This window comes from Marinobacterium iners (genome assembly GCF_017310015.1).
In the GTDB taxonomy this organism is placed as follows: Bacteria; Pseudomonadota; Gammaproteobacteria; order Pseudomonadales; family Balneatricaceae; genus Marinobacterium; species Marinobacterium iners.
Genome location: NZ_CP022297.1, coordinates 1,758,510 through 1,784,390, shown reverse-complemented (window position 1 = coordinate 1,784,390; position 25,881 = coordinate 1,758,510). Strand labels below are relative to the sequence as shown.

Here is a 25,881-nt window from a genome sequence, read left to right as displayed (position 1 = left end):
TTAAATGAGTGTATTGCCATTGTGTTGCAGTTTGCTGCCGCGCCGACCTACTGCAAGTAGGGTGACCAGGCAGGTTCTCGTACATCACCCCTGTCAACCGGCATTCTGAATTGAACCCGACCATCCAGTGATGCGGCCGCCAGCACTCCGCGCGTTCCTTCCTGTGTGGCATAAATGACCACACTGCCGTTAGGCGCGATACTGGGTGATTCGGCCATGCCGGAGCGAGTGAGTATATCCAGTCGCCCCGTTTTCAAATCCTGTACCGCTATATTAAAGCCATTGCCACCGCCACTACTGCGATGAACCATGGTCAGGAATCGCCCATCCTGAGTCAGGCGTCCCCTGGCATTGTAGTTACCATCAAATGTGAGTCTTTCCAGCTTGCGATCCTCAAGCCCCAGGCGGTAGATCTGTGGCTGACCGCCCCGATCAGAGGTGAAAATCAACGAGCGCCCATCTGGAGACCATGCCGGTTCGGTATCAATACCGTAATGCTGAGTCAGACGCTGCAGCTGGCGACTGCGCAGATCCAGAAGATAGATTTCCGGGTTGCCATCACGCGACAACACCAGCGCCAAACGGTTGCCATCAGGCGACCAGGCGGGTGCACCATTCAGACCCGGGAAGGACTGAATGCGCTCGCGTTTGCCGGTTGCAAGGTATTGTACGTAAATGGCAGGACGCCCTGTTTCAAAGGACACATATGCCAGCTTGCTGCCATCCATTGACCATGCCGGTGACATGATTGGCTGGGCAGACTCCAGTATGGTTTGCGCTCGAGCGCCATCCCAGTCCGCCAGCTGCAGGCGATAACGCTGCTTCTGATCACCCAACTGCTCCGCCGTGACGTACACCACCTTAGTCGCAAAGGCGCCTTTAAGGCCTGTAAGCTGCTCAAAAATCCTGTCTGCCATATAGTGGGCGGCATCCCGCAAGCTTGAGGCGGTTGCACTGACCTGTTCAGCCAGCACCTGCTGCTCACGCAGCACATCGTACAACTCAAAACGCAAGCTGAGCTGATCACCCACTGAGTCAATACGCCCGATCACCACATAATCCATTTTGGACACGCGCCAATCTCTGAAGTACACATCATCACGGCGAGTCGGAAAGCTCAGCATATTGTCACGCGGCATGGCACTGAAGAAGCCACTGCGCTCCAGATTTTGACCGACCACTTGTGCCACATCTTCCGCCAGCGCTGAGCCAGTATTATTCCCAAACGGCACAACAGCAATGGAGGTCGGCGCCTCAACCCCCTGAGTTACCTCTACCATGAGCTCAGCCTGCACCAGCTGCGCGACGAGCAGCAATGTAAACGCTGCAAACAGTTGCTTGATCCTTACCACCTCAGCCCCTCCGGCCTGAATTTGACTAAAAGTTTACGTAATCGACGCTCAAACAGCAGTGGATCGACATCCGCAACCCTTGGAAAGCTGTGTGCTCTCAGCACGGCCTGCACCGCAGAGCTGTCGAACTGTGCATTGCCACTGCTGGTATGAATATAGGCCTGATCCACCTCACCGCTTGGCAGAAAGTGTATCGCCACTACTGCTTCCATTCCGTTGCGAGCGGTTGACGGAATACGCCAGCTGTCCTGCAATACAGCCTGAATGTAGGACTGTATATCTCCAATTACTGCCTGAGAAGCCTGCTCAGCGCGAGCCTGTGCTTCCGCGCGCTCGGCAGCCAGCTTACGCTGCAGATCTGCCTCAGCCTGTTGCTGCTGCTTGCGGCGCTCTGCTTCAGCTCTGGCAGTTGCTTCGGCCTTGCGCTTGGCCTCTTCGGCTTCACGCTTAGCCTGTTCCTGCGCCTTGCGTTTCGCCGCTTCTGCCTCCGCTTTCTTGCGAGCAGCCAGCTCAGCCTGACGCTTTTGTTCTTCCGCTTTTTGTCGCGCCTGCTCTTGCTGTCGTTTCTGTTCGGCCTGCTGCTCCGCACGCTTACGTGCGTCGGCTTCTGCCTGCTTGCGTGCAAGTTCTTGCTGGCGCTGTTCAACCGCCTCACGTTCGCGACGCTGACGGGCCTCTTCCGCCTTGCGCTTTTGCTCAGCCTGCTGGCGAGCAATCTGCTCCTGTGCCGCCTGCTGCTGAGCCAGAGCCTTGAGGTCTATCATCTCCGCCTGGATATGACGGGGAGCTGAACGTACCGGCTCAGCCGGCCGATCCCAGTTCATGCTGATCAGTGAAAATGCTGCCGCATGCACAACAAAAGCCAGCATAAAGGGCAAAATATAGCTTCGCATCTCCACCGCGCTATTCCGTCACCAGGCCAACACTGGTTGCCCCTTCCTGCTGCAGCAATACCATCAGTTGCACTACCTGATCATAGCTTGCGTCCCGATCACCTCTTACCAGCAACAGTTTTCGTGGTGCGCTGGCCAGCACTTTTCCGACACGGCTGGCCACCTCCTCACGGCTAATTGGGACCCGGTCATCACCTCCCACGTTGATGTAATACTGTCCTTCACGATCAACCGTCAGCACCAGAGGCTCTTCGTCTTCCGTTTCCACTGGCTCGGCACCGGCCTGAGGCAGATTCACATCTACCCCTTGAGTCAACATTGGCGAAGTCAGCATGAAAATGACCAGTAGTACGGTCATCACCTCAATATAAGGGACAACATTGATTTCCGCGTTGATTTTGCGTTGCTTGCGTGGACGCCAATCCATAGATTAAAACCTCAGACGGAGTGCACACGCCGGTAGAGAATGCTGGAAAACTCATCGGCAAAGGTTTCATAGTTACTCAACAGAGACTCGGCTTGGGAGGCAAAACGGTTATAGGCCACCACCGCCGGTATTGCGGCAAACAGACCGATCGCAGTAGTGATAAGAGCCTCAGCAATACCCGGCGCCACTACCGAGATGGCGGCATGTTGAACGGTTGCCAGTCCACGGAAGGCGTTCATAACCCCCCAAACGGTACCGAACAGCCCCATATACGGAGCGGTTGAACCCACGGTGGCCAAAAACGGCAAATGACGCTCCAGCTTTTCTTCTTCACGCGCCATGGCAACACGCATGGCGCGCTGAACACCGTTCATCACTACATCCGGCTCACGGTTGGCCTTCTGAGTCAGCCGAGTAAATTCCTGCAGACCCGCACGAAAGATATTCTCCGCCCCACAGATCGTATTGGGAGACTGGTTCACATCACGGAACAGCTGAGCCAGATCCACTCCCGACCAGAAGCGATCCTCAAACTGACGCATGGAGCGGCGTGCCTTGCGCAGCACCTGGTGGCGCTGAAAAATCATCACCCATGAAATAAACGAGGCCAGGAACAGCAGCACCATAATGAATTGAACGGTGAGGCTCGCATTTTCAACGAGACTCCAGATTGGCAGTTTGCCTTCCATTATTTCTCCTCGACAGCAGGCAGTGACTTGGTAACAGTTTTCATGGATTGAAGCAGGTTATCAGGCCATCGTGTCGGCTTCATGTCTGAAGCGCGCACACAGGCAACATCCACATCAGCCTCACACAGCAGACGATTATCCGCCTGGCAGACAATACGCTGCTGAAAGGATACCCTCACCCTGCTCGCCCGTTCGATACTCACTTCGACCAGAAGTTCATCATCCAGACGTGCAGGGGCCAAGTAACGGCACTCGGTTCGTGTTACGACAAAAATGATATCGTCAGCCATCAGCGCCTGCTGAGAGCCACCACATTGCCGCAGCAGCTCAGTGCGCGCACGCTCCATGAACTTCAGGTAATTAACGTAGTAGACAATACCACCGAGATCGGTATCTTCGATGTAGACACGTAGCGGCCACTGAAACGGCATGCCGTCGACCTGATCAGGTTGCAGATGGCACACAACAATAGCAGCCGCAGATTTTAATACAAGGGGGGGAGGCGCTACTCCTGACAAGTCAGGCAGCACTCCGTGAGTGGATCAGCCCTGAGACGGTTCAGCTCGATTGTTTCGCCACAGCGACAGCAGCTGCCGTAGCGACCTCGATTGATACGCTCCAGTGCTTCGTTGCAGCGCCCAATGACATCGAGATGATGGCGCAGATGCTCCAAGTCCAATCGCCTGGCGACTTCAAGTGTAGCCTGCAGCTCGGTCTGCCCGGGAGGGATCGATCTAAGAAGCTGACGCACATGCTCGATATCATGCAACTCATCACGGACCTCTTCCTGCATGGACGTAAGCAGCTCATGCAGCTCCTCAGAGAAGCCTTCCAGCTCATGATGATTCAGTACGGCCGACATGATGATGATCTCCGCTAGTGGACTGTCATCATCGTAGACGGACAGGCACATTGCCGACTTGATCTTTATCAGTCAGTTGTTTGAGAGACTAAACACATCAATAAACTATTGATATCAGTCAGGCCTTTCAATCCCGAAGTGGACATAGGCATGGTCAGTGACTACGCGCCCACGCGGGGTGCGCATCATGAATCCCTGCTGGATCAGATAGGGCTCCAGCACATCCTCGATAGTATCGCGTTCTTCACTGATTGCGGCTGCAAGACTGTCGATCCCCACCGGACCACCACCGAACTTTTCGATCATCGCCAGTAAAAGACGACGGTCCATATGGTCAAAGCCACGCTCATCCACATTCAGCATGTTCAGCGCCAGATCGGCAATATCCTTGGTAATGCGGCCATCACCCTTCACCTCGGCAAAGTCGCGTGCCCGGCGCAACAGTCGGTTGGCGATACGCGGCGTGCCGCGTGATCGTCTTGCCACCTCTCGAGCTCCGTCTTCATCGATATGGGTACCCGACAACTGCCCCGAGCGCATTACGATACCGGTCAGATCCTGAATCGAGTAGTACTCAAGCCGTTGTACTATCCCAAAACGGTCCCGCAAGGGAGAAGTGAGCAAACCCGCCCGAGTGGTGGCACCCACCAGGGTAAAAGGCGGCAGATCCAGCTTGATTGAACGCGCCGCCGGCCCTTCACCGATCATGATATCCAGTTGGTAGTCTTCCATCGCCGGATAGAGTACTTCTTCAACATTGGGGCTTAGTCGGTGTATTTCGTCAATAAACAGCACGTCACCAGCTTCAAGGTTGGTCAACAAGGCTGCCAGATCACCGGCCTTCTCCAGCACCGGGCCGGAAGTGGTGCGGATCTGCGCGCCCATCTCATGAGCGATGATATTGGCCAGTGTAGTTTTACCAAGCCCGGGCGGGCCGAAAATCAGCGTATGATCCAGCGCTTCGTTCCGGTTGCGTGCCGCATGGATAAAAATTTCCATCTGCTCACGTACCACAGGCTGCCCTTCATAATCCTTGAGCAGCTTGGGGCGTATGGCACGATCCTGAACCTCTTCGGCAGGCGCCGCCATGGGCGTAATAAAACGGTCGGCTTCAATTCTCATAGCATTTGTCTCAACCCACCATAGTACGCAGGGCATGGCGTATCAGCGTTTCGGTGACCGCATCTTCTCCCAGTGCCTGTACTGCCTGTTCAATCGCGCGTGTGGCTTGCTGCGGCTTGTAACCCAGTGCGATCAGCGCGCTTTCGGCTTCCGCACGGTGGTCCGCTTCCGGAACCAAAACCGTCTCGGACTGGTTGCCACTGCTCAGCTCCAGCTCGGTCAAGGTCGGCAGCTGCAGCTGACTGAGGCGGTCTTTCATTTCAACAATCAAACGTTCCGCCGTCTTTTTGCCCACTCCCGGCACCCGCACCAGCGCCGTTGTGTCTTCGTTGTGCACACTGCGGATAAAGTCATTGGCACTGATACCGGACAGTATAGAAAGCGCCAGTTTAGGGCCTACACCGTTCACCTTGATCAATGAGCGGAACAGAAGTTTCTCCTGCTGATCGGCAAAGCCGTACAACAGCTGGGCGTCTTCGCGCACCACAAAGTGGGTGTGTAGTGACACTTCGGCTCCCACTTCCGGCAATTTGTAAAAGGTGTTCATCGAGGCTTCGACCTCGTAGCCCACACCGTTAACATCCAGCAGCATCCAGGGCGGCTGTTTTTCCAGAATTCGACCTCTGAGGTGTCCGATCACGCGCTTTGCATCTCCAAGATAAATCAGTAACGCCAGCGCCCGGCCGTTTTGCCGCGCGCTTGCTGAATTTGCCCCGCACAGGTATGAGCATGGCAGAGCGCGATGGCCAGCGCATCTGCCGCATCCGCCTGGGGCAGCCCCGGCAACTTCAGCAGGTGCATCACCATGTGCTGCACCTGCGCCTTGTCGGCACCACCATTGCCTACCACCGATTGTTTGACGCGACGGGCCGCATACTCGGATACCGGCAGCAGGCGGTTGGCACCGGCCACGATCGCCACCCCCCTCGCCTGGCCCAGCTTAAGCGCCGAATCCGCATTGCGCGACATGAACACCTGCTCAATGGCCATTTCCTGAGGCTGATAGCGCTCAATGACTTCAGTCACGCCGGCATACACCTGCTGCAGTCGATCTGCAAGAACGTCACCACTGATGCGGATGCAGCCACTGGCAACGTACTCGGTACGAGGACCCGCCACGCGAATGACACCATAGCCGGTAATTCTTGAGCCGGGATCGATCCCCAATATCAGCATGGACCTGCCTCGAAACTCCAGTAAAGGTTTAAGCGACTATATCTGTATATTTATACACCAAAGCAAGGTGTTTTGCTCAAAAAAAACCGGGGTTGCCCCCACTGCTGTCCCATAAATGGCAGCAAATGAGAAAGCCTGAATCCAAGTGAGTAAAATGAGAGTGCGACCAAACACTCTACTCACAAAGGATTCAGGCTTTGTCTCATCATAACACCGCGTTTCATCAGTTGCTCCAGCCTTTGTCCAGACACGATTTTGAGCGAACGGCTCGTGAGCATCATGTGGGGCAAAAGCTCCGTTCAGCTTCACGCTGGGATCAGTTCATTGGCATTGCGATGTCCCAGATTTCTGGCCGACAAAGTCTTCGCGACATCGAGTCTAGCCTCGCCAGTCAGCGGCATAAGCTCTACCACCTCGGAGCCAAGCCGATTGCTCGCTCAACCCTCGCCCGCCTCAATGAGCAGCAGCCTGCCGAGCTCTATGAGGCCATCTTTTATAAGCTTTTGCAGCGCTGTTCTGTGCGTTCAAATGCGCATAAATTTCGCTTCAAAAATCCACTTTATTCACTCGATGCCAGCACCATCGATCTGTCATTGAACATTTTCCCCTGGGCAAAAATCCATCAGTCAAAAGCTGGTGTAAAGCTGCATACTGGCCTGAACAACGCCAGCTTAATTCCCGAGTTCGTTGCGCTCAGTGATGGACGGGAAGGCGATTTGATTCAGGGGCGCCAGATCACCTTCCCGGCAGGCAGTATCGTGGCTTTTGATAAGGGCTATGTTGATTACCGCTGGTATGGAGAGCTAACAAAACAAAAGGTTAGCTTTGTCACGCGACTGAGACCCAAAGCTGTTTATCAGGTGCAGAAATCGAATCCAGTACGTGCCGAGACGTCGGTTGAGTACGATCAAGTGATTGAGTTGAGCAGTCAGCACGCGCAAAAACAGGGCGCACCCACGCTTCGATTGGTGGGGTATAACTGCCCGGAAAGCGGTAAACACTTCCGCTTTATCACCAACAACTTCAAGCTGGCCGCGACGACAATTGCGTCGATCTATAAGGATCGTTGGCAGGTGGAACTCTTCTTCAAAGCACTCAAGCAAAACCTGAAGATAAAGGCGTTTTTAGGTAACAGTAAGAATGCTGTGCTGACGCAGATCTGGATCGCCATGATCTGCTATCTACTGCTCTCGTTTGCTCGCCACAGCGCCCGGCAAGGCTGGAGCGTACAACGCATAATGCGAACACTTCAGGTGAGCTTGTTCGAACGCATACCCCTTTGGGCGCTACTTAATCCTCCTTCACTAAAGCCAGAAAAAAGGGACCCTCAAATGAGGATCCCTTTATGATCAAAAACTATGGGACAGCAGTGGGGTTGCCCCCGGTTTCCATCAGCCATCATGCTGCGCGTTTATTCCATCGCTTCTTCGGGGATTTCGGCATTGTGATACACGTTCTGGGTATCATCGAGATCCTCCAGCGCGTCGATCAACTTCAGCGCTTTCTGACCGCTTTCCACATCCAGCTCAACCGTAGTGGACGGAATCATGCCAACCTCGGCATAAACCGGCTCGAACCCGGCATCTACCAGCGACTGTTTCACGTCCATGAACTCCTGCCAAGGCGCAAACACGTCGATGGAGCCGTCTTCGTTGGTGACGACGTCATCAGCCCCCGATTCCAGCGCCGCTTCCATGATCGCGTCTTCATCAGCGCCTTCACCGAAGCTGATCTGACCTTTTTTCTCGAACAGATAGGCAACCGAACCGTTGGTACCCAGGTTGCCACCCGCCTTGTTGAAGGCAGCCCGCACCTGAGACACGGTACGGTTGACGTTGTCGGTCATGCACTCGACCAGAATGGCCACGCCGTTGGGGCCGTAGCCTTCGTAGGTCAGCTCATCGTAGTTGTCACCCTCGCCACCGCCTGCACCACGCTGAATCGCCTTTTCGATGGTGTCCTTCTTCATGTTGGCGCCCAGCGCCTTGTCCATCGCCGCACGCAGACGCGGGTTGTCTTCCGGAGTGCCACCACCCTCTTTGGCGGCGACGGTCAACTCACGAATCAGCTTGGTGAAGATCTTGCCGCGCTTGGCGTCCTGAGCCGCCTTGCGGTGCTTGATGTTAGCCCACTTGGAATGACCTGCCATACAACATCCTCAAATATCGGTCGTGTAAACAAATGGGGCGACACTGATGGTCGCCCCGGGTGCGCAATCAGGGAGTTTTGCGCAGCTTGATATTCAGTTCGCGCAGCTGCGCGGCACTCACCTCACCCGGTGCATCGGTCAGCAGACAGGCAGCACTCTGGGTTTTCGGGAAGGCAATCACTTCACGAATTGAAGTGGAACCGGTCATCAGCATCACCAGACGATCAAGACCAAACGCCAGGCCACCATGAGGCGGTGCGCCGTGCTTGAGTGCATTCAACAGGAAGCCGAATTTCTCGTCCGCTTCCTCATCGGAGATACCCAGCACCTTGAATACGGCTTTCTGCATGGTCTGATCATGGATACGGATGGAACCGCCACCCAATTCGGTGCCGTTCAGTACCATGTCGTAGGCACGGGAAAGCTTGCCTTCGGGCTCGGCGATCAGTTCTTCCGGGCTGCAGCTCGGCGAAGTGAACGGGTGGTGCAGCGCGGTCATGGAGCCATCGCTGTTCTCTTCGAACATCGGGAAGTCGACCACCCACAGCGGCGCCCACTCGCGTTCGATCAGGTTCATATCTTCGCCGACCTTGATGCGCAGCGCACCCAGGGCTTCGTTGACAACCGTCGCTTTGTCGGCACCGAAGAACACGATGTCGCCGTTTTTGGCTTCCAGGCGCTGCATGACCTTCATGGCCACGTCTTCACCCAGGAATTTCACAATCGGAGATTGCAGGCCTTCGGCACCCTTCTCCAGCTCGTTGACCTTGATCCAGGCCAGACCCTTGGCACCGTAGATACCGACAAAACTGGTGTACTCGTCGATGATCTTGCGGGTCAGTTCGGCACCACCCGGTACCTTCAGTGCCGCTACGCGACCTTTCGGGTCCTTGGCAGGACCGGCAAATACCTTGAATTCAATATCCTGAAGCAGGTCAGCAACGTCCACCAGCTCCAGCGGAATACGCAGATCCGGCTTGTCGGAGCCGTAGCGGTGCATCGCTTCTGAGTATGGCATGCGCGGAAAGTCGCCCAGATCCACGTCCAGCAGTTCGATAAACAGCCTGCGGATCATGCCTTCGGTCAGGCCCATGATCCCTTCCTCGTCCATGAACGAGGTTTCGATATCGATCTGGGTGAATTCAGGCTGACGGTCAGCACGCAGGTCTTCATCACGGAAGCACTTGGCGATCTGATAGTAGCGATCGAAACCGGACACCATCAACAGCTGCTTGAACAACTGAGGCGACTGCGGCAGGGCAAAAAAGCTGCCTTCGTGAGTACGGCTTGGCACCAGATAGTCACGCGCACCTTCAGGGGTTGCGCGGGTCAGAATCGGGGTCTCGATATCGAGAAAACCGTTGTCTTCCAGATAGTTGCGGATGTTATGCGTGATTTTGGAGCGAAACCGCAGCTTGCGCTGAATTTCCGGACGACGCAGGTCGATATAGCGGTGACGCAGGCGCACATCCTCACCCACTTGCTGGTGTTCGTCCAGCTGGAACGGCGGGGTTTCAGACTTGTTCAGAATGACCAGTTCCTTGCCCAGCACTTCGATTTCGCCGGTGCCCATCTCCTTGTTGATGGTGCCTTCCGGACGCCCACGCACGGTACCGCGCACTTCAACCACGTATTCGTTGCGGACGCTGTCAGCCAGATTGAAGCTTTCTTCACGATCCGGGTCAAACACCACCTGAGTGATGCCTTCACGGTCACGCAGGTCGAGAAAAATCACTCCACCATGGTCACGGCGACGGTGTACCCAGCCGCAGAGTGTGACATCTTCACCGATATGTTCTGATCTGAGATCGCCGCAATAATGGCTACGCATACTGTCCTGTTCCTGTATCCGGGTGCATCAAGGAAAATGAAAGGCGGGAATTATAACCGATTTAGCCGGGCCTGACAGGCCCGGCGGCAGGGATAAGACCGGTAAAAGCTCAGTTATGTGGTTCGAATGCCATTTCTCCGTCAAGCAAAGCTTCCAGCTTGCCTCGGACCCGATCAAGCTGTTCCTGCGTATAGGCAACAGCAGGGACCTTACCCCAGACGGGGCCGGGCCAGGCTGCATCGCTCTCCTTTCGGACAATCACATGCATGTGCAGCTGTGGCACCATATTGCCCAGGCAGGCGACATTCATCTTGCGTGCCTGAAACATATCCGCCAGTGTTTCAGCCAGGTCGCTGGCCTCATGCATGAGCTGTTGCTGCTCATTGGCCGGCAGATGGTACAGTTCCGTGACACCGGCCCGGCGGGGCACCAGAATGAACCAGGGGTACTGGCTGTCATTCATCAGCAGCAAGCGACAGAGAGGATAGTCACCAATGGCAATCGTATCGGTGATCAGACGGGGATCAAGCTCAAACTCCAGCTCCAGTTCATCCATTGCCCTGCTCCTTGAATCGTTAAATATGCTTTTTAATCCAACAGTTACACTGATTAGTATAGGTCGACATGGCTAAAGTCAATCTGCATCAAAGTATAGAGTCGATCGGTCAGCCGCGCTGGAATGCACTCTGCGGCATCCAATATCCGTTTCTGCGTTACGAGTTCCTACATGCACTGGAAGCCTCCGGCAGCGTCAGCACAGCTACCGGCTGGCAGCCCATGCATGCAGAACTGCTCGATGACGATGGTAATCCGCTGATGCTGATGCCGCTGTATCTGAAAACCCACTCCTGGGGCGAATATGTGTTCGATTGGGCATGGGCCGACGCCTATGAACACCACGGACTCAACTACTACCCGAAGCTGCTGACTGCAGTACCCTTCACGCCCGCCACCGGACCACGTTTTGGCACCCATCTCAGCCCCGCTGAAGTAATGCAGCAATTGCCCGCGCTGGTACAGTCGGTGTGCAGCCAGACACACGCCTCTTCATGGCATGGCCTGTTCTTGCCACAACCGGAGCTGCGGTGCGCACCGCAACCATTACTTCACCGTCTGGGTGTGCAGTACCACTGGTTCAACCGGGATTATCGTAATTTTGATGATTTTCTCGATCGTTTCAGCTCACGCAAGCGCAAGGCGGTTCGACGTGAACGCAAGAAAGTCGAACAACAGGGCATCAGTCTGCGGCGAATCCGGGGCAAGGCGATCACTCGCGAGCAACTGGATCTGTTTTACCGCTTTTACCAGATGACCTACCTCAAGCGTGGTCGACAGGGGTATCTGGCACCGGACTTTTTTCACCGCTTGCATCAGAGCATGCCCGAACAACTGCTGTTGATACTGGCCGAGCTTGAAGGCAATGCCATCGCCGCTGCACTCTGCTTCATTGGTGAAGATACGCTTTATGGCCGTTACTGGGGCTGCATGGAGGAATATGACTGCCTGCATTTCGAGGCCTGCTACTATCAGGGTATCGAATTTTGCATTGAGCAGGGCCTTGCTCGCTTTGACCCGGGCGCCCAGGGGGAGCACAAAATCCAGCGCGGCTTTGAGCCGATTGCGACCGGGTCATTGCACTGGATCGCACACCCGGGGTTTGAAGCGGCGATTCGTAACTTCCTGCAGCAGGAGTCTCCCGCCATGCAGGAACAGATGGAGGCATTGCACAGCTGGCTGCCATTCAAACAGCCTGACGTGCAAGCTCAGTAAGGCTCAGAGAATCATTGCTGCGGCCCAGCCCGCCGCCAGCAGCGGAAGGTTGTAATGCAAGAAGGTGGGCACCACCGTATCCCAGATATGGTGATGCTGACCGTCCACATTCAGCCCCGCAGTGGGTCCCAGCGTGGAGTCTGAAGCCGGTGAACCTGCATCACCCAATGCCGCAGCAGTACCGACCAGCGCCACAATGGCAAGCGGACTGAAACCCAACGACAACGCCAGCGGCACATAGATCGCCGCAATGATCGGAATGGTCGAAAAAGACGAACCAATGCCCAGCGTGATCAGCAGCCCCACCACCAGCATCAACAGCGCAGCCAGCGCTTTATTCTGGCCAATCAGCTCGGCGCTGCTGCTCACCAGCGTGGTAATTTCACCGGTTTGGCGCAGTACTTCGGCAAAACCCGCCGCCGTGATCATGATAAAGCCGATCATCGCCATCATTTTCATGCCGTCGATCAGTACTCCATCGGCTTGTTTCCAGCGCACGATACCGGTGACGGTACAGATCATATAGCCTGCCAACGCGCCCAATACCATTGAGCCTGTCCAGAGTTGAATACCAAATGCCGCCAGCATCGCGACAATGACCGCTACCAGGCGAGTGGAACTGTATTCAACCTTTACTCTCTCCACCTGCTCCAGTGGTGCCAGGTCATAATGACGCTTGCGACCATAACTGACCATCGCCAGCAGCAGCCCCGCTACCATGCCGGCTGCCGGGATCCACATGGCGGACATCACATTGATGCCTTCCATTGTGAGGCCATTATCGGCAATGTTTTTCAGCAGAATATTGTTGAGAAAAATTCCGCCAAACCCCACCGGCAGGAACATGTAAGGTGTCACAAGGCCGAAAGTCAGCACGCAGGCAATCAGACGGCGGTCCAGCTGCATTTTGCTCATCACCAGCAACAATGGTGGAATCAGCAGGGGAATAAATGCGATATGAATCGGTATCAGGTTCTGAGAGGAGATGGCTATCGCCAGAATCACCAGTACCAGTGCATATTTTATAACTCGCGTATTGCCATTATCTTGCCCCAGCTTGCGCTGCACCAGATCAGCCATGGCATGAGGCAAGCCCGACTGGGCAATGGCAACGGCAAAACCACCCAGCATGGCATAGCTCAGGGCCACTTCGGCGCCACCACCAATACCTCCGCTGAACGCTGCCAATGTCTGCTCAAGCCCCATCCCCGCCAACAGGCCCGCACTCAAAGCCCCCAGAATCAGCGCCACCACCACGGGTGTACGCACCAGACTCAGCACCAGCATCACCAGCACTGCGGCCACTACGGCATTCATCAGTCAGTTTCTCCTGCAGCGTTTACTGCTCAAGGTAGACGAAAAAAGCGCGCACTCTGCAGCAGTGACGGATTGATGTCAAACCTCAGCTGCGGCGGATGCTGAACAGCTCACCCAGTGTTGCGTACTCGGTACCGCCCAATCGTGCCAGCGGCTTGATTCTGTCTGCCTCAAATCTCATCCGCCCTTTCGCATCCCGTCCGCATACAGCGTCATCGATCCAGATTCGCTCCACTTCCACCAGCAACAGATTCTGGGGTCGATTGCCCACCTCAATGTGTTGATGCAGCCGACAGGCAAGCGCAACCGGCGCATCCGGCAATCGCATCAATCCGGTGCCATCGAAAGGCATTAGCGTCTGCCCCGTCAACGTCAGTTCCGACTCGCCTCGGGCCAGTTCAGCCGCGCTGTCGCTGACCATCTGCGCCTGATGATTGGCTGCGATATGAATCACACAACGCTTGTATTCCAACAGGTTATAACAGGTATCTTTCATACTGCCGTCACTTTTGCTGCCGATGGAAAGCATCAGGATGGGTGGATCACTGCACACCACATTGAAAAACGAAAACGGCGCAAGATTATGACTGCTGCCTGCCTCATCATTAGGGCTCAGCACCCAGGCTATAGGGCGCGGAATAATGACTTGGGTCAAGGTGTGATAGATCTCGGTCGAACTTACCTGATTTGCTTCGATGATCATTATTGCTCCTGCTCAAGCCGTTAAAGGGCCACAGCATACCATTCAGCGCCATTGGCACCCATTTTGATGCGCAGGTGCAACATGAACAACAGTGCAGAAATCGGCTTGAAGGATGAAAATCTTGCAGCCAGACACCCTCGTAAACCTGTGCCAAAAGCCTAAACTGAAACTCCCGCTATCGGGTGACCCCTTCATAAAACCTCAAATGCGAGGAGGATTGGTATGCTGACGTACGAAGAATGCCTGGAGATGAGTGACCTCTCGGCTGACGAAATCGCCGCCATCGCCGAACATGAACATATGGACCCGATGATAGCTGTTGCCCTTGGGCATTATCTCGTAACACATGATGGCGAAAAGCGTATTCAGAGTTTCATTCTGGATGATATTGAACGTGCACGCCGCTGTGGTGACCACCAAAAGCAGGCACTTCTGGCGGGCGCTTTGCGTCACTTCATCGCCAGCCACCCGGTAAAAAAGGCACAAGAGCAGATGCTGGCTTCCTGATCAGGTGATGCCAGAGCCTAAGTATTTCCTGCTGTGCAGGGCCACTTACCCACGAAGGGTTACTCGGCCCGCTTCACCAGTCGATCCATTCGCAAGCGCTGGCGCTGATCAAACAGGCGCCAGCTGCCTGCCACCACGGCCAACATCACCCCGAAGCCACTGCCCAGCGTTATGATCAGCATGATCAAAATCTGGTATTTGACCGCCAGTGCCGGTGCCGTACCTGCGAGAATCTGCCCCGTCATCATGCCCGGCAAGCTTATGACGCCCGCTGCCGCCATCGCATTGATGCTGGGCATCATGCCTGCACGCATTGCATCACGCTGAATGGGACCCAAGGCCTGCTTCCAGTTTTGCCCCAGCATCAGGCGGTTTTCAATCTGCGCACGTTGCTGCCACGCTGTTTCAGTGAGCCGATCCAGACTGAGCGCCACACCGGTCATGGTATTGCCCAGCAGCATACCCAACAGCGGGATGGCATATTGTGGCCGATACCAGGGATCTGGCCCCACTAGCACCAGAAGTGTGATCACCGCAACACTGAAGGATGATACAAACATTGACGCGGTGCCGATGCAATAAGCCCAGCCGCCGCTGAAGCGGCGCTGCTGCCTCGCCATTACCTCGCGCCCGGCCAACAACAGCATCACCAACGCCATCAAACTCACCCACAACAGTGTCCCAACAGAAAAAAGCAACTCCAGCACAAGGCCGATCAAAAACAGTTGCGCTACAGTACGTGCGCTTGCGACCAGCAAACTGCGACTGATCCCCAAGCGGGCCTGCCAGGCCAGTAATGCCAGCACCAGTACCAGCCCTGCGGCCAGTGACAGTTGCCACCAGCTGATATCAATCACGCTCATCGGTCACCTCAACCAACTGCTCATGCCTGATTTGGAACCGGTAATCCGCCACGCGTTGCATCTGGGCAGCATCGTGTGCGACCCAAAGTACTGGCCAGCCCTCTGTTTGAATGCGATCCAGCAGCATTGCCTCCACTCGCAGGGTGGTTTCAGGATCCAAGTTGGCGCAGGGCTCATCCAACAATAGTACCTGCAAGGGAAAAGCCAGTGCGCGCAGCAAGCCCAATCGCTGTTTCTCACCGGATGATAGTCGCATTACATCCCATTCCTGGGCTTCAACCGGCAGGCCCAAGGTTTCAAGATCCTCGCCATTAAACTCTGCAGGAAAGTGGTCCCCCACGCGCTCACTCCACCACTGGCTTTCGGCCGGGACGAGGCGTACCCGTTGCCGCCACAGATGTGCCGGCAGCTGCTGCTGTTCCAAGCCATCCAGCGACACCTCGCCTGAGTGTGGCTCCAAATCAGCAACGGCACGCAGCAGGCGGCTTTTGCCGCTGCCGGACTGCCCACTGATACAACATATTTCTCCGGGCCCGATCGAAAGATCGAACGGCTGAATCAGTTCATTTGAAAGTCGTTTGAGGTGTAGCGTAACGGGCGACAAAATCGACCCCCTGAAAGCAGAAAACCGGAGCCAGCTTAGCAGCTGGGCTCCGGTTTGGGCATTTTGGACTACGCTTTTCGTGGATTAAAGTGCACTGTCCAATTCAGGTAACGCGGTGAACAGATCAGCCACCAGACCATAATCAGCTACCTGGAAAATCGGTGCCTCTTCATCCTTGTTAATAGCGACAATTACTTTGGAATCTTTCATGCCTGCAAGGTGCTGGATTGCGCCGGAGATGCCTACAGCGATGTAGAGCTCTGGCGCAACGATCTTGCCAGTCTGCCCTACCTGCATATCGTTGGGTGCAAAGCCAGCGTCGACAGCCGCACGGGAAGCGCCAACAGCGGCACCCAACTTGTCGGCAACCTTTTCCAGCAGGTGGAAATGTTCGCTGTCTGCCATGCCGCGCCCCCCGGCAATAACGACACGCGCCGACGTCAGTTCAGGACGATCAGACTTCGCCATTTCTTCACCGATAAACTGGCTAAGTCCGGTATCTTCCACCTGGCTCAGAGTTTCAACGGCTGCACTGCCACCTTCCGCCGCCACCGCGTCAAATGCGGTACCGCGAACGGTGATCACCTTGACCACATCCAATGACTGAACGGTTGCAATGGCGTTACCGGCATAAATTGGACGGGCAAAAGTATCGGCGGACTCCACCTTGATGATATCCGAGATCTGCCCCACATCCAGCAATGCAGCAACCCGCGGCATAAAGTTTTTACCGTTGGCGGTCGCCGGTGCCAGAATATGCGTGAATCCTTCAGCCATGGATACGATCAGGGCTGCCATGTTTTCAGCAATTTCATGGTCATACGCCGGATTGTCCGCCAGCAGCACCTTACTGACGCCTGACGCCTTGGCTGCGGCATCAGCGGCAGCGGCACAACCGTTGCCAGCGACCAGCAGGGTAACGTCACCGCCGATCTGTGCGGCAGCAGCCAAAGTGCTTAGAGTGGAAGGCTTCAGCACCTGATTGTCATGTTCAGCAATTACCAGAATACTCATCAGATCACCTTCGCCTCGTTCTTGAGTTTATCGATCAGCTCGGCCACATCAGCCACTTTGATACCGGCTGAACGTTCAGCTGGCGGCTCTACCTTAAGCAGTTTCGTGTGAGCCTTGATCGCAACCCCCAGATCTGCCGGCGTAAGCGTTTCCAGCGGCTTGCGCTTGGCTTTCATGATGTTTGGCAACGAAGCATAACGCGGTTCATTCAACCGTAGGTCTACCGTCACCACTGCAGGTGTATTAACTGCAACGGTCTGCAGACCACCATCAACTTCGCGCGTGACAGTGACCTTGTTGCCATCAATTTTTACTTCGGACGCAAAGGTTCCCTGTCCCATACCCGTCAGTGCCGCCAGCATCTGACCGGTCTGATTATTGTCGGAGTCGATCGCCTGCTTGCCCATCAATATCAGATCAGGCTTCTCATTTTCGACTACCTTGGCCAGCAATTTTGCCACCGAGAGAGACTCCAGCGGATCATCGCTCTGAACCAGAATGGCCCGATCGGCACCAAGAGCCAGCGCCGTGCGCAGCTGTTCCTGAGCGGCCTGAGGCCCCAGAGAGACCACGACTACCTCGCTGGCTTGACCGGACTCTTTCAGGCGAACTGCCTCCTCGACTGCGATTTCGCAGAAGGGGTTAATTGCCATTTTTACATTATTCAGATCAACGTCGGACTGGTCGGATTTAACCCGGACCTTGACGTTGTAGTCGATAACTCGCTTAACCGTTACCAGCACCTTCATTGTCATATCCTTTGCTTGTTGTTATGGGTCACCGGAGGCGACTTCACCTCTTTTGGGCATTGTCACGCATGATAACCAGCCACACAGAATAAGCAATAACCCCTATCCAAAAGCCTCGCCAGACCGGATCAATATCGATAATTTCAGAAATAAGGGTTTTCACTTATACTAATTTACATACAATAGAGTCAGTCATAATGACTTACAATAAATAGAAGAATAAACCATCTGCACCGATGGAGGAGCAACCGTGAATCGCGAATCGATGGAATTTGATGTAGTAATCGTAGGCGCCGGGCCTGCCGGGCTCTCGGCAGCGTGCCGTCTGATGCAACAGGCCAAGTCAGCCGAGCAGGAACTGACCGTTTGTGTAGTTGAAAAAGGATCTGAGGTCGGCGCCCATATTCTTTCCGGTGCCGTGATGGAAACCCGCGCACTGGATGAGCTCTTCCCCGACTGGAAAGAGAATGGTGCCCCGCTGAAAACGCCTGTGACAGAAGATCAGGTGTTTCTGCTCAAGAATGAAACCGGTGCCATCAAACTGCCCAACGCCTTTGTGCCCAAGACCATGCACAATGACGGCAACTATGTTGTCAGCCTCGCCAATGTCACCCGCTGGCTGGGTGAACAGGCAGAACAGCTGGGTGTAGAAGTGTTCCCGGGCTTTGCCGCCGCCGAAGTACTGTACAACGAGGACGGCAGTGTTAAAGGGATCGCAACCGGTGATATGGGTGTGACCGCCAGCGGTGAACAGGGCCCCAACTACATGCCCGGCATGGAACTGCATGCCAAATACACGATTTTCTCTGAGGGCTGTCGTGGCCACTTGGGCAAACAATTGATCGAGAAGTACGCGCTCGACAAGGATGCTGACCCTCAACACTACGGCATCGGTATCAAGGAGCTGTGGGATATTGACCCTGCCAAACACAAGCCCGGCCTGGTCGTACACGGCTCCGGCTGGCCGCTGAGCGACGGCGCCAGTGGCGGTTTTTTCCTCTACCATGCCGAAGACAACCAGGTCGTTGTGGGTCTGATTATCGACCTGAACTATTCCAACCCATATCTAAGCCCGTTCGACGAGTTCCAGCGCATGAAACATCACCCCGAGATCAAGCAGTATCTCGAAGGTGGCAAGCGCGTGGCCTACGGCGCCCGAGCCATCACCAAGGGAGGCTTCAACACCCTGCCGAAGATGACCATGCCAGGTGCCCTGCTGATCGGCTGTGATGCCGGCACGCTGAACTTTTCCAAGATTAAAGGCATTCATACCGCCATGAAATCCGGCATGCTGGCGGCAGAGTCGATTGCAGCGGCACTGGTTAATGGCGATGCAGGCGGCAAGGACCTGACCGGCTTTACCGATGCTTACCAGGCCTCATGGCTGTATGACGAGCTGTATCGTGGACGCAACTTCGGCCCGGCGATGCACAAATTCGGCCCTTATCTGGGCGGTGCGTTCAACTATATCGACCAGAACTGGTTCGGCGGCAAAATCCCGGTGACCCTGCATGACCTGCATAAGGATCATGAGCAGCTTAAGCTGGCCAGTGAGAGTACGGAAATTCAGTACCCGAAACCGGATGGCGTCCTGTCGTTCGACAAACTCTCATCCGTGTTTCTTTCCAACACCAACCACGAAGAGGATCAGCCCTGCCACCTGCAGCTGAAAGACCCGAGCATCCCCATCAACCAGAACCTGCCCAAATATGCCGAACCGGCTCAGCGATACTGCCCTGCCGGTGTGTATGAAGTGGTGGAAGGCGATAGTGGCCCGCAGTTCCAGATCAATGCGCAGAACTGCGTCCACTGCAAGACCTGTGATATCAAGGACCCAGCCCAAAACATCAACTGGGTGGTACCTGAAGGTGCCGGTGGGCCGAACTACCCCAATATGTAGGTGCGACGAGAAGTCGCGTTTGCTGGCGTAAGTGCCTGTTTATAATAGGTATTTGCGTAACGTGGTGTCAAGCGTCAGTCAGCTGGATGCCACTCGGTCGAGCCTTGAATCGACCACTTATCTTAACACTGCCCGACTTGGGCACTCATATTGGAGGGCTGTAAATAGTCCTCCACAGGTCATAACCCTGCGCGATTGGCTGCCTTGGCTGTCGCGTGGGGCACGTATGCCAAGCCCATGATCAGGGCACGGTTGCGTGTTGGCGGCTTTCTCAACCGCTGATTTGACCTGCACCTCGTCCAATGAAGACCCTTCCTGACCCTCTCCACTCTGTGGAACTGACAAAACATCGTCGCGGCTGACACTGATCAGTCACTACATTTTAGTCATGTCTGGCCAACCTGTTCAGAGTTGGTTGGATGAGTAATGGAACAACGGTCCAAACAGACCATAGGTGATTGAGGTGTTGGGATCAAACGCCTAAGCGTTCAGAGGAATTGTCTCACCGACTGACCGGTAGTGAGACCCGCAGTGTGCCCTGCGGTAGCCTAGGGATAGTGCAGGACGGGTAACTGTTTTGTGCGAAGCTTCCTGACAATGTACCCCCTCCTCGGAGGTGGCGCTACCCGTGAGGGTGCGTCAGACGCTGCGAGTGACAATGCGGCTGAGGGGCTAGGCTGAGCAATAGGATGAACGTACGTGAACCGTTGATAAACGTCGTTATCGGGACGGAGCCAAAGTCACTGACAGGCTTCAACCAAAAGGTATCTGGTTGGCTCTGGTGCTCTATATTCACCAGACGGCACCCTTCAACCAGCGGCGAAAAGACGGCATCTACGTTGCTCGTGTTTCTTTGAATGAACTCGGTAAGCCCGTACCCCTGCCCATTGGGCAGGTTCATCGTGAGGAGAACTGTTGGGGATGCGGGTAGAGGAGGATGGAAAAAGCGAAGGCCGTGGTTAATCCTACGGATAGCAGCACGAAACATGGCTGCCAGCGAAAGCTGTGCCCACTTCCATCTGGTCTTGCGTGGCGAGACAACTGGGCAACCCTCGAAACGGGTCGCACGTTGAGGCTCGGCTGATACGTGTACCCAACAACTCAATTCCTGACGGGAACAGACCTCCCGTCAGGGCTGGTCCGTCTCCTGCTCAGGCTGTAAAGGAGATTAGCATGACCAGCAATCCAACTCCGGCGGATTCTGCACTCTCCGGCAGGCCTGAAGGCTGGCACCAGATCGACTGGCGTCATGTTGAAAGGACTGTCCGAGGGATACAGATTCGGATCGCCAAAGCAGCTCGTGAACGGAAGTGGCGCCAGGTCAAGGCCCTGCAACGCTTCCTGACGCGTTCGTTTTGTGGCCGAGCCTTGGCCGTGAAGCGAGTGACTGAAAACAAGGGCCGCAGAACTCCCGGCGTTGATCGGGAGCTATGGGGCACGCCCGAAGCCAAGTGGCGGGCGATTGGTCGATTGAAACGACGGGGATACAAGGCTTTGCCACTGCGCCGAGTCCGCATCCCCAAGGCAAATGGCAAGGAGCGCCTGCTGGGCATTCCAACCATGCAGGACAGAGCCATGCAGGCACTGTACCTGCTCGCCTTACAACCTGTGGCGGAAACCACGGCGGACCCTAACTCCTATGGATTCAGGCCGCAGCGTTCAACCGCCGATGCAATCACGCAGTGTCACCAGGTGCTGTGTAAACGCGGCTGTCCCGAATGGATTCTTGAAGCGGACATACAGGGGTGTTTTGACCATATCGACCACCAATGGCTGGTTGACCACGTCCCAATGGACAAAAAGGTACTGCGCAGCTGGCTAAAAGCCGGCGTTGTCGACATGGGCCGAGTGTGGAAAACGGATGAAGGCACACCGCAAGGTGGCATTATTTCACCCACACTTGCCAACATGGCTCTGGATGGTTTGGAGACATTACTGGCTGAGCACTTCGGTGCAAAAGGCAGCAAACGGCGGCGCAAAACCAAAGTAGGACTTGTACGCTACGCGGATGACTTTATTGTTACCGGCATCTCGAAAGAGCTGCTGGAACAGGAAGTCAAACCGCTGATCGAGGTGTTTCTGGCCACTCGTGGTCTGAAGTTGTCACCCGAAAAAACATGCGTAACTCACGTCAACCACGGCTTTGATTTTCTGGGATGGACCGTACGTAAGTTCGGCACCAAGGTTTTGATCAAACCCTCCAGAAAGAATACCAAGGCGTTTTTGCAGAAGTGCCGCGGTATCATCAAGGCCAGTAACGGAGTGGCTCAGGAATACCTGATCTGGCAGCTGAATCCGGTCATTCGTGGCTGGGTGAACTACCACAAGCATCAGGTGGCCAGTGATGCGTTTGCTTCGGTGGATGCAGCACTCTGGAAATCACTCTGGAAATGGGCACGACGGCGCCACAAAAACCGTCGACGCCGCTGGATTGCCAGACGTTACTGGCATACCGTCGGTAATCGGCAGTGGACGTTTGCCGTCCCTAAGGCAGGTGCGGAAGCAAGTGAGAAAGTAGTATCACTCACTTATGCCAGCGACACACGGATAAAGCGCCATATCAAGGTCAAAGCGGAAGCCAATCCCTTTGATCCGGCATGGGAGGTGTACTTTGAGGAATTGAGCCGGACACGCATGGAGGACTCGCTTCGCCATCGTCGACGGATCAACACACTCTATGCGCGCCAGAAAGGGAAATGCCTGCAATGCATGAACCTGATCACCCATGATACCGGCTGGCATGTGCACCACCTGATCCCTCGGGTACAAGGTGGGCCTGACACGCTGGAAAATCTGGTGTTATTACATCCGAACTGCCACTACCAAGTGCATAACTTGGCAACATCAGTCACGTTGCTGGTTCCCACCAGGGGCTTAGACGAGGCTTGAGCCGTATGCGGGGAAACTCGCACGTACGGTTCTTAGGGGGCTGGGGCGCAGCAATGCGCCTTGGCTACCCGACGTAAAGTAACAAGGCCGGCTTTAAGCCGGCCTTGTTACTTCAGAATCAGAATATGGTCAGCAGCTTTGACAAGCACGCTCCAGCTGCAAAGCAGTGACTACAGTTAACTCACCGGTTACGCATCCGTTCCTGTTCAAGTGCTGTCTCAATGCGCTGTAGTTGCTCGCTCATGGCAACCATATGCTCACGCATCCAGTGAATTTCGGCGGCCTCCCCCTCCCCGGACTCCAACTGCTCCGCGGCGCTCTCCTTCTGCATCACATCCAGCACAATACCAATCATCATGTTCAGGAATATGAACGCCGTGAGGAAAATGAAGCTCAGATAGAAGATCCAACTCAGCGGATACTCTTCCATGGTGGCGTACATGACATCGGTCCAGTCCTCAAAAGTGGCCACACGGAACAGCGTCAGCATCGAAATGGTGATATTACCCCACAGGAAGGGGTCGATGTTTTCAAACAGAAAACTGCCAATGGCCGCATATATGTAGAATATGATGAACATAAGCAAAGCCACATAACCCATGCGCGGAATGGATTTCACCAGCGCCGCCAGCAGCATACGCAACTCAGGGATCATGGAGACCAGTCGCAGAACACGGAAGACCCTGAGTAGACGTGCAATCAGGACCATTTCGGAGTCATTGATCGGTACCAGACTGGCCACAACAATCACGAAATCAAAGATGTTCCAACCTTTCTTGAAAAAGTCGAAGAACCGCTTTTCCGCTGCCATCCTGACGATGATTTCAAACAGGAAAAACAGCGTGACACCCAGATCGAGCCAGTTGATCAGTTGGTCAAACCTTGACGTTTCTTCGTAAGTCTTGGCCCCGATCAGCAGCGCCGAGGTAACAATGACCAGAATGACAAAGGTCTCGAACAGCTTATTGGCACGCAGCCGCTCAAGCCTGTCCTGAAGTCGAGTCCAGTAAATCCTCATGCGACGTACTCTCCGCAGCAAAATGGTAGATAGGCGCGCGGATTATACGTCAGCGCCCCCTCAGCCCCAATGCTCCTCTTCGTCGGTCAGATCAAAACGTACATCTCGGCCATCAGCCCCCAGCTGCCAGACCTCTTCCGGCTCACCATCTGCGGCAAAGCGAACCAGCCCTATACCCGCCTTATTGACCAACCGACAGCCCTCTGCTGCACCTTCCGGGCGCCGGGGGGATACTTTCATCAGGCGACGTCGCGTAAACCAGTTTAACGGCGATGAAGGGGCGTAGAGCCAACGATTGAGCCGGTCGAATAAAGTCAGCAAACGAGGCGGGAACTCGTTTTTCAGACCGCTGCTGGTGATCTGCCAGATTTTTGGTCCACCCTTGCGGAAACGGATCTCGATGTCGTACACAAATGAGTAGTGCACGTCCCCCGAGAGCACGACAAAATGCTCAGGTGTACGCGTATGGCGGAAAATGTTCAGGATCACGTTGGCTGCACCTGGGTGTGCCATCCAGTTTTCTGCATCCACCATCAGAGGCTGGCCGAAAGTGGTGAAAGTCTTTTGTACCGCCTCGATCAGTTTTACACCAAACACAGGGGCCGGGGAGACCAGAATCACGGCTTTTCGATCCAGCAGGTGCTGCTGTAACTCGGTGAGTGCCTCCCAGTCCATCAACCCTGAAGGGCTGTTCAGGTTGCGCTCGGCGCGCCAGCGGCGGGTACGCGTATCCAGCACCAGCACACCGGGATCAATGGGGATAAGGTAGTCCCAGCGCTGAAACGCTATCAGCTCATCGATCAGGCTGTGGTGATCTTCTTCATCGTGTGTTTTAAGCCAACGCTCCACATGCTCACTCAAATGTTTGCGGATCTTGCGTGGCGCGTTGCCACTGCCCTGACAAAGCAGATAACCGATCATCGCATTACCAATGATCTGTCGTGAGAAGGGATGACCATAGGCGGACAACTCCCATGCAGCCGACAAATTCCAGTCATCCGTAACATCATGGTCATCAAAGATCATGTACGTGGGTAAATGTGCCATCACCCGGCGAACCTGAGGCAACTGTGCACGAAACCCAAGAATGGCATCCAATTCGTGGTCATACAGCTCGGCATGACGGGGGGAAAGCGCTGGCGGGTTCAGATCAATCCCTTGCCAGGCCTTTGGCGACCAGATCAGACAATAGCTGGCGATCACCTCAGCAAAGGTAATCAGGTGATTATGTGCGGAGTCACTGGTGAAAATGGGCTTGCGTACCCCGGCAAAAAAACGTTCCCGAACATTTTCACTCAGCTGATCCTTGGGCAAAAGCTGTTCACGTTGATAGTAGCAATACGGGCTTTGCCTCAGCTCAATGCCACTGTCAGCCCCCCCTCCCTCGAGTGTTTCATCCCACAGCCCCAGACGATCACTGAGCTGATGAGCCGCCCTTAGCATTGGCCCTGCCACATCATCCGCGTAGAGCTGGTCACCACTGAGCATCAACACGGCCGGCCAGTCAGCCGGTGCAGCAAGATGCTGCTCCAGCCAGGCGTCGGCACGCGCCAGCCCATCCCTTGATGGATAATGCGGCTTGCGGCAAGAGCCATGCAGCATTGAGCGCAGCTGAGGCTGGATCACAAACCCGGGCAAAAGCTCACCAGGATAGAGAAGGTCCGGACCCCACTCCTGTATGGAGCACCAACGAGTATCGCCCTGAGCACGAATCAGCAGATCGTAATCAATGCGCTCCCCGGTAGGCAGTGGATTTTCCGGCTGCAGATTCAGCAGGCAAATCCAGGCATGCTCGCCAACTTGAAGTGACCAGCACTCGTCTTTCGTAAGAACCCTGTCAAGCACTCCCCCCTGAGTGGTTTTCAGCCGCAGGGAAAAGTCCAGCACCTCAGTGGTCAGGCACCAGATTGTCAGTTCATCAGGCGTGATTCGGCGCAGAATGGGGCCAACCAAAACGGGAAAACGTGCGTCGGAACTGGAGGGAGGCAGAGATATCGACATTGTTCAGATTGAGGCCAAACTCACATCGTTTGGCCCGGGTCTCCT

General features: G+C 55.1%; 25 protein-coding genes. 5 read left to right on the top strand and 20 right to left on the bottom strand.

Annotated features, from left to right (window positions below):
- Positions 1–47: 47 nt before the first annotated feature.
- The 9 genes from tolB to ruvC all read right to left on the bottom strand — a co-directional run bounded on the left by tolB (position 48) and on the right by ruvC (position 6,521).
- Positions 48–1,352 (bottom strand): Tol-Pal system beta propeller repeat protein TolB, encoded by a 1,305-nt coding sequence (gene tolB, locus CFI10_RS08525; protein ID WP_206841352.1) that lies wholly within the window; start codon positions 1,350–1,352, stop codon positions 48–50.
- Positions 1,346–2,245 (bottom strand): cell envelope integrity protein TolA, encoded by a 900-nt coding sequence (gene tolA / locus CFI10_RS08520; RefSeq protein WP_206841350.1) that lies wholly within the window; start codon positions 2,243–2,245, stop codon positions 1,346–1,348. The genes tolB and tolA overlap by 7 nt, the downstream gene beginning before the upstream one ends.
- A gap of 10 nt (positions 2,246–2,255) precedes the next feature.
- On the bottom strand, positions 2,256–2,672 hold the full coding sequence (gene tolR, locus CFI10_RS08515; protein WP_091824478.1) for a protein TolR: 417 nt from the start codon (positions 2,670–2,672) through the stop codon (positions 2,256–2,258).
- 11 nt (positions 2,673–2,683) lie between these two features.
- Positions 2,684–3,361, bottom strand: coding sequence for a protein TolQ (gene tolQ / locus CFI10_RS08510; protein ID WP_091824481.1), 678 nt, complete (start codon positions 3,359–3,361; stop codon positions 2,684–2,686).
- On the bottom strand, positions 3,361–3,825 hold the full coding sequence (ybgC, locus tag CFI10_RS08505; RefSeq protein ID WP_341868550.1) for a tol-pal system-associated acyl-CoA thioesterase: 465 nt from the start codon (positions 3,823–3,825) through the stop codon (positions 3,361–3,363). Before ybgC ends, tolQ begins: the two co-directional genes overlap by 1 nt.
- Positions 3,826–3,866: 41 nt before the next feature.
- Positions 3,867–4,274, bottom strand: coding sequence for a TraR/DksA family transcriptional regulator (locus CFI10_RS08500; protein WP_206841348.1), 408 nt, complete (start codon positions 4,272–4,274; stop codon positions 3,867–3,869).
- A 63-nt stretch (positions 4,275–4,337) separates the two neighbouring features.
- Positions 4,338–5,345 carry a Holliday junction branch migration DNA helicase RuvB gene (ruvB, locus tag CFI10_RS08495; protein WP_206841346.1) on the bottom strand — a complete coding sequence of 336 codons (1,008 nt, stop codon included), beginning with the start codon at positions 5,343–5,345 and terminating at the stop codon, positions 4,338–4,340.
- Positions 5,346–5,355: 10 nt separating this feature from the next.
- On the bottom strand, positions 5,356–5,985 hold the full coding sequence (gene ruvA / locus CFI10_RS08490; protein ID WP_206841344.1) for a Holliday junction branch migration protein RuvA: 630 nt from the start codon (positions 5,983–5,985) through the stop codon (positions 5,356–5,358).
- A gap of 23 nt (positions 5,986–6,008) precedes the next feature.
- Entirely contained in the window at positions 6,009–6,521 is a 513-nt protein-coding gene (gene ruvC, locus CFI10_RS08485) for a crossover junction endodeoxyribonuclease RuvC (RefSeq protein WP_091824495.1), read from the bottom strand.
- Between the two features lie 197 nt (positions 6,522–6,718).
- On the opposite strand from ruvC, the gene CFI10_RS08480 reads away from it, so the two are divergent.
- Positions 6,719–7,870, top strand: coding sequence for an IS4 family transposase (locus tag CFI10_RS08480; protein ID WP_206841342.1), 1,152 nt, complete (start codon positions 6,719–6,721; stop codon positions 7,868–7,870).
- A 62-nt stretch (positions 7,871–7,932) separates the two neighbouring features.
- Here CFI10_RS08480 and CFI10_RS08475 read toward each other — a convergent pair whose 3' ends face one another.
- From CFI10_RS08475 to CFI10_RS08465, 3 genes are all read right to left on the bottom strand, one after another.
- Entirely contained in the window at positions 7,933–8,670 is a 738-nt protein-coding gene (locus CFI10_RS08475; RefSeq protein WP_206841340.1) for a YebC/PmpR family DNA-binding transcriptional regulator, read from the bottom strand.
- A 67-nt stretch (positions 8,671–8,737) separates the two neighbouring features.
- Positions 8,738–10,501: an aspartate--tRNA ligase gene (aspS, locus tag CFI10_RS08470; protein WP_206841339.1), complete on the bottom strand. Its 1,764-nt coding sequence runs from the start codon at positions 10,499–10,501 to the stop codon at positions 8,738–8,740.
- 109 nt (positions 10,502–10,610) lie between these two features.
- Positions 10,611–11,057, bottom strand: coding sequence for an HIT domain-containing protein (locus tag CFI10_RS08465; RefSeq protein WP_206841337.1), 447 nt, complete (start codon positions 11,055–11,057; stop codon positions 10,611–10,613).
- A gap of 68 nt (positions 11,058–11,125) precedes the next feature.
- On the opposite strand from CFI10_RS08465, the gene CFI10_RS08460 reads away from it, so the two are divergent.
- Complete coding sequence (locus CFI10_RS08460) at positions 11,126–12,271, top strand: GNAT family N-acetyltransferase (protein WP_206841334.1); 1,146 nt, start codon at positions 11,126–11,128, stop codon at positions 12,269–12,271.
- Between the two features lie 3 nt (positions 12,272–12,274).
- On the opposite strand, the gene CFI10_RS08455 is transcribed toward CFI10_RS08460, so the two are convergent.
- Together CFI10_RS08455 and CFI10_RS08450 are read right to left on the bottom strand one after the other, a co-directional pair.
- The gene (locus CFI10_RS08455; RefSeq protein WP_206841331.1) at positions 12,275–13,588 is read right to left on the bottom strand and encodes a Na+/H+ antiporter family protein; all 1,314 of its coding nucleotides are present in this window, start codon (positions 13,586–13,588) and stop codon (positions 12,275–12,277) included.
- Between the two features lie 85 nt (positions 13,589–13,673).
- On the bottom strand, positions 13,674–14,291 hold the full coding sequence (locus tag CFI10_RS08450; protein WP_206841326.1) for a flavin reductase family protein: 618 nt from the start codon (positions 14,289–14,291) through the stop codon (positions 13,674–13,676).
- A gap of 222 nt (positions 14,292–14,513) precedes the next feature.
- Between CFI10_RS08450 and CFI10_RS08445 the strand changes: the two genes are divergently transcribed.
- On the top strand, positions 14,514–14,798 hold the full coding sequence (locus CFI10_RS08445) for a hypothetical protein (protein WP_091824514.1): 285 nt from the start codon (positions 14,514–14,516) through the stop codon (positions 14,796–14,798).
- Between the two features lie 59 nt (positions 14,799–14,857).
- Here CFI10_RS08445 and CFI10_RS08440 read toward each other — a convergent pair whose 3' ends face one another.
- The 4 genes from CFI10_RS08440 to CFI10_RS08425 all read right to left on the bottom strand — a co-directional run bounded on the left by CFI10_RS08440 (position 14,858) and on the right by CFI10_RS08425 (position 18,028).
- Positions 14,858–15,661: an ABC transporter permease gene (locus tag CFI10_RS08440; protein WP_206841323.1), complete on the bottom strand. Its 804-nt coding sequence runs from the start codon at positions 15,659–15,661 to the stop codon at positions 14,858–14,860.
- Entirely contained in the window at positions 15,648–16,265 is a 618-nt protein-coding gene (locus tag CFI10_RS08435; RefSeq protein WP_206841320.1) for an ABC transporter ATP-binding protein, read from the bottom strand. Before CFI10_RS08435 ends, CFI10_RS08440 begins: the two co-directional genes overlap by 14 nt.
- Positions 16,266–16,349: 84 nt before the next feature.
- A complete protein-coding gene (locus tag CFI10_RS08430; RefSeq protein ID WP_091824520.1) occupies positions 16,350–17,279 on the bottom strand; it encodes an electron transfer flavoprotein subunit alpha/FixB family protein in 930 nt (309 codons plus the stop codon).
- Complete coding sequence (locus tag CFI10_RS08425) at positions 17,279–18,028, bottom strand: electron transfer flavoprotein subunit beta/FixA family protein (protein ID WP_206841317.1); 750 nt, start codon at positions 18,026–18,028, stop codon at positions 17,279–17,281. Before CFI10_RS08425 ends, CFI10_RS08430 begins: the two co-directional genes overlap by 1 nt.
- Before the next feature lie 265 nt (positions 18,029–18,293).
- Between CFI10_RS08425 and CFI10_RS08420 the strand changes: the two genes are divergently transcribed.
- Together CFI10_RS08420 and ltrA are read left to right on the top strand one after the other, a co-directional pair.
- A complete protein-coding gene (locus CFI10_RS08420; protein WP_206842050.1) occupies positions 18,294–19,928 on the top strand; it encodes an electron transfer flavoprotein-ubiquinone oxidoreductase in 1,635 nt (544 codons plus the stop codon).
- Positions 19,929–21,101: 1,173 nt separating this feature from the next.
- A complete protein-coding gene (ltrA, locus tag CFI10_RS08415; protein WP_206841315.1) occupies positions 21,102–22,817 on the top strand; it encodes a group II intron reverse transcriptase/maturase in 1,716 nt (571 codons plus the stop codon).
- Between the two features lie 181 nt (positions 22,818–22,998).
- On the opposite strand, the gene CFI10_RS08410 is transcribed toward ltrA, so the two are convergent.
- Together CFI10_RS08410 and CFI10_RS08405 are read right to left on the bottom strand one after the other, a co-directional pair.
- The gene (locus tag CFI10_RS08410; RefSeq protein ID WP_206841312.1) at positions 22,999–23,835 is read right to left on the bottom strand and encodes an ion transporter; all 837 of its coding nucleotides are present in this window, start codon (positions 23,833–23,835) and stop codon (positions 22,999–23,001) included.
- A 60-nt stretch (positions 23,836–23,895) separates the two neighbouring features.
- On the bottom strand, positions 23,896–25,836 hold the full coding sequence (locus tag CFI10_RS08405) for an alkaline phosphatase D family protein (RefSeq protein ID WP_206841310.1): 1,941 nt from the start codon (positions 25,834–25,836) through the stop codon (positions 23,896–23,898).
- Positions 25,837–25,881: the final 45 nt, after the last annotated feature.

Coding starts and splice junctions, on each gene's coding strand:
- tolA (WP_206841350.1), bottom strand. CDS start 2,245: ATGCGAAGCTATATTTTGCCCTTTATGCTGGCTTTTGTTGTGCATGCG.
- tolR (WP_091824478.1), bottom strand. CDS start 2,672: ATGGATTGGCGTCCACGCAAGCAACGCAAAATCAACGCGGAAATCAAT.
- tolQ (WP_091824481.1), bottom strand. CDS start 3,361: ATGGAAGGCAAACTGCCAATCTGGAGTCTCGTTGAAAATGCGAGCCTC.
- CFI10_RS08500 (WP_206841348.1), bottom strand. CDS start 4,274: ATGTGCCTGTCCGTCTACGATGATGACAGTCCACTAGCGGAGATCATC.
- ruvB (WP_206841346.1), bottom strand. CDS start 5,345: ATGAGAATTGAAGCCGACCGTTTTATTACGCCCATGGCGGCGCCTGCC.
- ruvC (WP_091824495.1), bottom strand. CDS start 6,521: ATGCTGATATTGGGGATCGATCCCGGCTCAAGAATTACCGGCTATGGT.
- CFI10_RS08475 (WP_206841340.1), bottom strand. CDS start 8,670: ATGGCAGGTCATTCCAAGTGGGCTAACATCAAGCACCGCAAGGCGGCT.
- aspS (WP_206841339.1), bottom strand. CDS start 10,501: ATGCGTAGCCATTATTGCGGCGATCTCAGATCAGAACATATCGGTGAA.
- CFI10_RS08465 (WP_206841337.1), bottom strand. CDS start 11,057: ATGGATGAACTGGAGCTGGAGTTTGAGCTTGATCCCCGTCTGATCACC.
- CFI10_RS08460 (WP_206841334.1), top strand. CDS start 11,126: ATGGCTAAAGTCAATCTGCATCAAAGTATAGAGTCGATCGGTCAGCCG.
- CFI10_RS08455 (WP_206841331.1), bottom strand. CDS start 13,588: ATGAATGCCGTAGTGGCCGCAGTGCTGGTGATGCTGGTGCTGAGTCTG.
- CFI10_RS08450 (WP_206841326.1), bottom strand. CDS start 14,291: ATGATCATCGAAGCAAATCAGGTAAGTTCGACCGAGATCTATCACACC.
- CFI10_RS08445 (WP_091824514.1), top strand. CDS start 14,514: ATGCTGACGTACGAAGAATGCCTGGAGATGAGTGACCTCTCGGCTGAC.
- CFI10_RS08440 (WP_206841323.1), bottom strand. CDS start 15,661: ATGAGCGTGATTGATATCAGCTGGTGGCAACTGTCACTGGCCGCAGGG.
- CFI10_RS08430 (WP_091824520.1), bottom strand. CDS start 17,279: ATGAGTATTCTGGTAATTGCTGAACATGACAATCAGGTGCTGAAGCCT.
- CFI10_RS08425 (WP_206841317.1), bottom strand. CDS start 18,028: ATGAAGGTGCTGGTAACGGTTAAGCGAGTTATCGACTACAACGTCAAG.
- CFI10_RS08420 (WP_206842050.1), top strand. CDS start 18,294: ATGGAATTTGATGTAGTAATCGTAGGCGCCGGGCCTGCCGGGCTCTCG.
- ltrA (WP_206841315.1), top strand. CDS start 21,102: ATGACCAGCAATCCAACTCCGGCGGATTCTGCACTCTCCGGCAGGCCT.
- CFI10_RS08410 (WP_206841312.1), bottom strand. CDS start 23,835: ATGAGGATTTACTGGACTCGACTTCAGGACAGGCTTGAGCGGCTGCGT.
- CFI10_RS08405 (WP_206841310.1), bottom strand. CDS start 25,836: ATGTCGATATCTCTGCCTCCCTCCAGTTCCGACGCACGTTTTCCCGTT.